We start from the raw sequence: 6,000 nt of genomic DNA, 5'->3' as shown, positions 1-6,000 counted from the left end.
ATCTCGGCGCAGGCGGCCTCCATCAAGCACATCGAGTCGCCCGTGGCCGGCGACGTGGACATCCTGGCCGTGCCCGACCTGGAGGCGGGCAACATGCTGGCCAAGCAGCTGGAGTACCTGGCGGGCGCTTCCGGCGCCGGCGTGGTGCTGGGCGCGCGCGTGCCCATCGCCCTGACCAGCCGCGCCGATGGCCCCGACGCCCGCGTGGCGTCCGCGCTGCTGGCCAAGCTGGTGGTGCACAACGCCCGCCGCGACCACGAACGCAAGAACTGGCACCAGGAGGCTTGAACGCATGGGCATTCTTTCCGTCAACGCCGGCTCCTCGACGCTGAAGTTCGCCATCTACCCGCTGCAGGACGGCGAGGTACAGCCCGCGCTGCTCAGCGGCAGCTTCGAAGGCCTGGAGCCCAAGGGACAGATGCAACTGAGCTGGACCAGCGGCACGCGACGCCAACAGCGCGAGCTGGCCGCGGGCAACGACCCGTTTGCGCAGGCGCTGGTGTCCTTGAGCGAGCTGCTGGAGACCGAGGGCAAGGCCCTGCGCATCGAGGCCGTGGCGCACCGCGTGGTGCATGGCGGCGCGCACTTCCGCGACAGCGTGCTGGTCAGCGCCGATGTGCTCAAGGCGCTGCAGCCGCTGTGCCCGCTGGCGCCGCTGCACCAGCCGCACAACCTGGAAGGCATTCGCAACTTCATGCGCGTGCTGCCCGGGCTGCCGCAGGTGGCCTGCTTCGACACGGCCTTCCACGCCCACCTGCCGGAGGTGGAGTACGCCTTTGCGCTGCCCAAGGCGGTGCGCGACGAGGGCGTGCGCCGCTACGGTTTCCACGGCCTGTCCTACCAGTTCATCCTGGGCGAGCTGCGCCGCCACGGCGCGCCGGCCAGCGGGCGGCTGCTCATGGCGCACCTGGGCAACGGCGCCAGCCTGTGCGCCGCGCGCGAGGGCCGCAGCATCGCCACCACCATGGGCTTCTCGGCCGTCGAGGGGCTGATGATGGGCACGCGCTGCGGCACGCTGGACCCGGGCGTGCTGCTGTACCTGATGGAGCAGGGCTGGACGCACGACCGCATCCAGAAGCTGCTCTACAAGGAAAGCGGCCTGTTGGGCGTTTCCGGCCTCACCGCCGACATGCGCCGGCTGCGCGACAGCGACAGCGCCGAAGCCAAGCTGGCCATAGACATGTTCACCTATCACGTGGTGCGCGAATCCGGCGCCCTCACGGCCTGCCTGGGTGGACTGGACGTGTTGGCCTTCAGCGGCGGCATTGGCGAGCACGACGCGCGGCTGCGCGCCGACGCGGCCGAACGCCTGGCCTACCTGGGCGTGCGGCTGGACGAGCAGGCCAACGCCCGCGCCACCGGCAACGAGGTGCTGCCCATACATGCGGCCGACAGCAGCGTGCAGGTGTGGGTGGTGCCCACCGACGAGGGCCGCGTCGCCGCGCAGGACGCGGCACGCCTGCTGGCGCTGCCCGCCAACGGCTGAGCCCAGGGTCAGGGTCCGCGCCTCGCCCGGCGAGGGCCCGGCGGGCAGGGAGCGCCCTCCGCGCCCCCGCCTTCGCCGGCACGCCTGTGCCCACGGGTGAGCACCGATGCCCGCTTTGCAGCGGGCATTCCTGTTTCTGGACCTCCCAGCCGCAGCCGTTCAGACCACGGCCGGCGGCTGCAGCGGCAAGGTCAGCGTGAAGCGCGCACCCTGCCCGGGCATGGACTGCAGCGTGAGCATGCCGCCCATGATCTCGGCCAGCCCGCGCGACAGCGCCAGGCCCAGCCCCGTGCCGCCGTGCTCATACGCCACGCGCGCATCGGCCTGCCGGAAGCGCTCGAACACCAGTTCGTGCAGCTCAGGCGCAATGCCCGGCCCCGTGTCCACGACATGGAAGCTCACGGCGTCGGCCTGGCGTTCCACCTCGATGCACACGCTGCCCTCCTGCGTGAACTTCAGCGCGTTGGACAGCAGGTTGTTGAGCACCTGCTTCAGGCGCAGGTCGTCGCAGTGCAGGGTGGCGGGCACGTCGTCGGCCACGTGCAGCTCCAGCGCCAGGTTCTTGGCGCGGGCGGTGAGGGCAAAGAAGTCCACCGTGCCGTCCAGCACGGGTCGCAACGGCACCTCGGCCAGGTTCAGCGGCATGGCGCGGGCTTCGACCTTGGTCAGGTCCAGGATCTGGGTGAGCAGCTCGTTCAGGTGCTCGGCGCCCTTGCGTATGAGCGAGGCGTGCTCACGGAACTTGGGGTTTTCGATGCGCCGCTCCATCAGCTCGGCATAACCGCGAATGCTGGTGAGCGGCGTGCGCAGCTCGTGCGAGATGGCGGCCAGGAATTCGCTCTTGGCCTGGTTGGCCGAGCGGGCCTGGGCCGCGCTCAGGCGCAGCGCCTCGTTCGTGCGCTCCAGGCGCCGCACGCCGGAGAGGAAGAGAAGGGCTGCGCTCAGTATGGCCAGGCTCAACAGCAGCGTGAGTCCAAGCGTGAGCGCGCGCAAGGTGTGCCAGGGCTCAAGCGCTTCTGCGGTGGCGGTGGCCACCAGCACGTACATGGGCGCGTCCGTCACCTTGCGGTAGGCCGCGATGCGCTCGACCTGGTCGATGGTGCTGGTGCCGATGAAGTAGCCCTCCGGGCTTTGCCGCCGCATGGCGCTGTCCAGCACGCCGGACGCCGCCAGGCTGCTGCCCAGTCCCTGGCTGTGCCCGCCCAACACGCGGGCACGCACCACGCGATCCGTTCCCACCAGCGTCACCACGCTGAGCGCGCCCAGGGAAACGCCCTGGTAAACCTTCTCGAAGTAGCCGGGGTCCAGCGAGGCCACCACCACGCCCAGCACGCGGCCGTCCGGCGCGTCTATGCGGCGCGACAGTTGCACGGTCCAGCGCCCGGACACCTTGCCCAGCACGGGCTTGCCCATGAACAGGCCGTTGGCGTCCACGGCCGCGGCGGCGGCGGGCAAGGCGGACGGCTGCAAATGCACGCGCACGTGCTCGCGGCTGCTGAGATCCACGTGGCCGGTCTTGCTGCCGTCAGGGTCGAGGTTGGAGCCGATGAAGCGGCCATCCGGCCCAATCAGCGACAACTGCACCAGGATGTTGGGCACCAGCCCGGTTTCGCTGGCCAGGCGCGGCAGCTCACCCGCCTCCAGCTCGCCGCTGGCGACCGCATCGCGCAGCCGCAGCGTCGCGTGGTCCGCCGAGGCGATCACGCGCAGCGTCTGCTCCTGCAGCGCACGCGCGAGGTTGGCGTTTTGCCGCACCTCGGCCCGCACGGCGTCGTCCCGCTTCATCTGCAGGAGCAAGGCCACGCTGGCCCAGGTCACGGCCAGGGCCAGCGCGGTGCCCAAGGCCACGAGGCGGCTCAACGACCAGCGCCATGGGCGCGTTGTCATCGCACCCTGTGCCACCTGCGTCAAAGGCCTTGAGAAAAAGGAGTGCGACGATGTCATGGCGCGTTGCTGTGCTCGAAAGCCGCCGCGCAGGAACGCCGCGGCCACGGATTCATGCCGGCTGTTCGGCAATCCGGCCGTATCGATGAAGGCCCGCGGCGGCTTGCACACAAGCCAAGCCGCCGCCAGATTGGATTTTCTTGACCCTTCGCACGCTGCCGGCTCAACACCGGCCTTGGCGCGCCGAACAAGCGCAGAGGGTGGCGCCGCAGCGCCCGCCCGCACGACCCGAACGACATCCCACCATGCAGTCCTCGCCTACCGACACCAGCCACCCGGCGCCAGCCGCCCAGCAAGCGACTTTCTTCAGCGGGCGCGTGCTGCTGGCCCTGCACGACGCCGAGGAGCGGCAGCAACTGCTGCACTGGCTGCAACAGGCCGGCCTGCAGGTGGATGCCGTGGACAACGGCCACGCCGCGGTGGAGTCGCTCATGGCCGAGGACTACGGGCTGGCGCTGCTGGCCACGCAGTTGCCGGGCATGGACGGCGTGGCCGCCATGGAGCTGCTCACGGCCGCCGGCTGCTTCACGCCCATGCTGGCGCTCACGGCCGGGGACACGCCGGACGACGAGACGCAGCGCTGCCGCGGCGCGGGCTGCGTGGACGTGCTGGCCTGGCCGCTGGATGCCCCGCGGCTGCTGGCCGCCGTGGAACGCCACCTGCACCTGGCGCAACCTGAACTGTCGGACGATGAGCTCATGGAGCGCGAGCTGCAGGCGCTGCTGGCGGAGTTCCGCCGCACGCTGCCCTCCCGCCTGGCCGAGATCGAATCGGCCTGGCGCGGCGGCGACATGGAACGGCTCTACAGGCTCACGCATACGCTCAAGGGTGGCGCGGGGTCGTTCGGCCATCCCGAAATCACGCACATCTGTGCCGGGATGGAACAGGCCATGCGGGACAGCGATGCCCCGGCGCTGCAGCGCAGCTGCACCGAGCTGCGCGCCGCCGTCCAGGCCACCGCGCGGCACTGAGCCGCGGCGGCGCCGCACTACAGCGGCACGCGCATCAGGTCCAGGCCGCGCAACCATTGCAAGGCTTGGGCAGCAGGCTGCGGGCGCGCCACGAGGTAGCCCTGCACCTCGGTACAGCCCGCCGCACGCACCACCTCCAGCTCCTCGACGGTTTCGACGCCTTCGGCCACGACCTTGAGGTCCAGCGCCACGGCCAGTTGCGCGCAGGCCTGCACGATGGCGCGCTTGCGCGGGTCGATGTGCGCATCGGCCACGAACATGCGCTCGATCTTCAGCTCGGAAAACGGAATCTGCGACAGCTGGTAGAGGCTGGAATAGCCGGTGCCGAAATCGTCGATGGCCAGGTTGAAGCCCAGCATGCGGATGCGCGTGGTGTTCTCTATGACGGTGGAGAGGTCGGCCATGGCGTCGCTCTCGGTGATTTCCACCGTGAGCCAGCTCGGGTCGAGCTGCGCGCGCTCCGTGGTGCGGGCCAGCTCGTGGCAAAAAGCCCGATCGGAGAGCGACTGCATGGAAACGTTGATGGAGCCGCTGACGGCCATGCCCTCCAGCAGGCAGGCCGCCACCATGTCCACGGTCTGGCGCGCCATCTCCAGCGTGGCTTCCTCGATCAGCCCGTTGGCGCACAGCACGGGCACCAGGCGGTCCGGTGTGACCAGGCCACCGGCCTCGTCGCGTGCACGCATCAGGCATTCGAAGCCGACCACTTCCGACGTGGCCAGCCGCATCTTGGGCTGCACCCAGCCTTCGAGCCGACCCTGGCGCAGCAGGTCGCTGGCCTCCTGGCGGCTGAGCTGCGGCAGCGGCGTGCGGGCCTTGACCGGCGGCGGGCTGCTGTAGCTGGCCAGGTCGCGCACGATGACGCCGGCGTCGTCCGGGCTTTCGCAATAGCCGGCCACGCGCACGCGGCACGCCGCGGCCAGGCTGATGGCCGCCTTGATGACGGCGCGCTGCTGCAGCGTGGCGAAGTACACGGCCGGCGGATGCGCCAGCGCGCCCAGCAGCCGCGTGAGCTGCAGCCCGTCGCCGTCCTCGAAATGCAGCCCGCACACGACCACATCGGGCAATTCCACCGCGTCGCGCAGCAAGGCGGCGCAGGCTTGCACGCCCTGCAGCACCTGCGGCACCTGCCAGCCGGCCTCCATCAAGGTGGCGGCCACGGGCATGGCGTTGCCTTCGTCCAGGACGACCCAGGCGCGGCGCTGGAGGGCGGGCACGCTCATGCGCAGGCGGCCACGGGCGTCTTCCCCCTGCTCGCGCACAGGCGCCGCACGTCCTGGAAGGAGATGGGCTTGATCAGCACGTCATCGAAGCCGGCGGACAGCAGCCGCGCCTTTTCCTCGGGCATGCTGTGCGCGGTAAAGGCCACCACCGGCAGGTGCACCAGGCCCATGTCGTCGCGTATGCAACGGCACACGCGCTCACCCGACATGCCGGGCATGCGCAGGTCGAGCAAAACCATGTCCATGGGCTCCTGCGCCAGGATGTCCAGCGCCTGCTGCCCCGTGGACACCAGCCGCGGCTGCCAGCCCAGGCGCTTGAGAAACACGCACACCAGGCGGCCGGTCAGCTCGTTGTCATCCACAACCAAAGTCTGCT

At 70.3% G+C, this 6,000-nt stretch carries 6 protein-coding genes; 3 read left to right on the top strand and 3 right to left on the bottom strand.

Going from position 1 to position 6,000, the window contains the following annotated elements:
• Together ALA01S_RS17070 and ALA01S_RS17065 are read left to right on the top strand one after the other, a co-directional pair.
• A partial coding sequence (locus ALA01S_RS17070; RefSeq protein ID WP_259375526.1) for a phosphate acyltransferase occupies positions 1-288 on the top strand: 288 nt, incomplete at its 5' end.
• 4 nt (positions 289-292) lie between these two features.
• Positions 293-1,486, top strand: a complete 1,194-nt coding sequence (locus ALA01S_RS17065; protein WP_066338567.1) for an acetate/propionate family kinase — start codon at positions 293-295, stop codon at positions 1,484-1,486.
• A 159-nt stretch (positions 1,487-1,645) separates the two neighbouring features.
• Here ALA01S_RS17065 and ALA01S_RS17060 read toward each other — a convergent pair whose 3' ends face one another.
• Positions 1,646-3,346, bottom strand: coding sequence for a cache domain-containing sensor histidine kinase (locus tag ALA01S_RS17060; RefSeq protein ID WP_238455839.1), 1,701 nt, complete (start codon positions 3,344-3,346; stop codon positions 1,646-1,648).
• Between the two features lie 329 nt (positions 3,347-3,675).
• Here ALA01S_RS17060 and ALA01S_RS17055 point away from each other — a divergent pair, with 329 nt between their 5' ends.
• Entirely contained in the window at positions 3,676-4,401 is a 726-nt protein-coding gene (locus ALA01S_RS17055; protein ID WP_066338564.1) for an Hpt domain-containing response regulator, read from the top strand.
• A gap of 17 nt (positions 4,402-4,418) precedes the next feature.
• Here the strand turns inward: ALA01S_RS17055 and ALA01S_RS17050 are convergent, their stop codons facing one another.
• The gene (locus ALA01S_RS17050) at positions 4,419-5,624 is read right to left on the bottom strand and encodes an EAL domain-containing response regulator (protein WP_157119068.1); all 1,206 of its coding nucleotides are present in this window, start codon (positions 5,622-5,624) and stop codon (positions 4,419-4,421) included.
• Positions 5,621-5,986 carry a response regulator gene (locus ALA01S_RS17045; protein WP_218011486.1) on the bottom strand — a complete coding sequence of 122 codons (366 nt, stop codon included), beginning with the start codon at positions 5,984-5,986 and terminating at the stop codon, positions 5,621-5,623. The genes ALA01S_RS17050 and ALA01S_RS17045 overlap by 4 nt, the downstream gene beginning before the upstream one ends.
• Between the last annotated feature and the right edge of the window lie 14 nt (positions 5,987-6,000).

Origin of the sequence: Azohydromonas lata NBRC 102462 (genome assembly GCF_001571085.1) — a bacterium.
Lineage (GTDB): Bacteria > Pseudomonadota > Gammaproteobacteria > Burkholderiales > Burkholderiaceae_C > Azohydromonas > Azohydromonas lata.
Note: the sequence above shows the minus strand (reverse complement) of the source record. Positions and strands in the feature narration are given on the sequence as shown.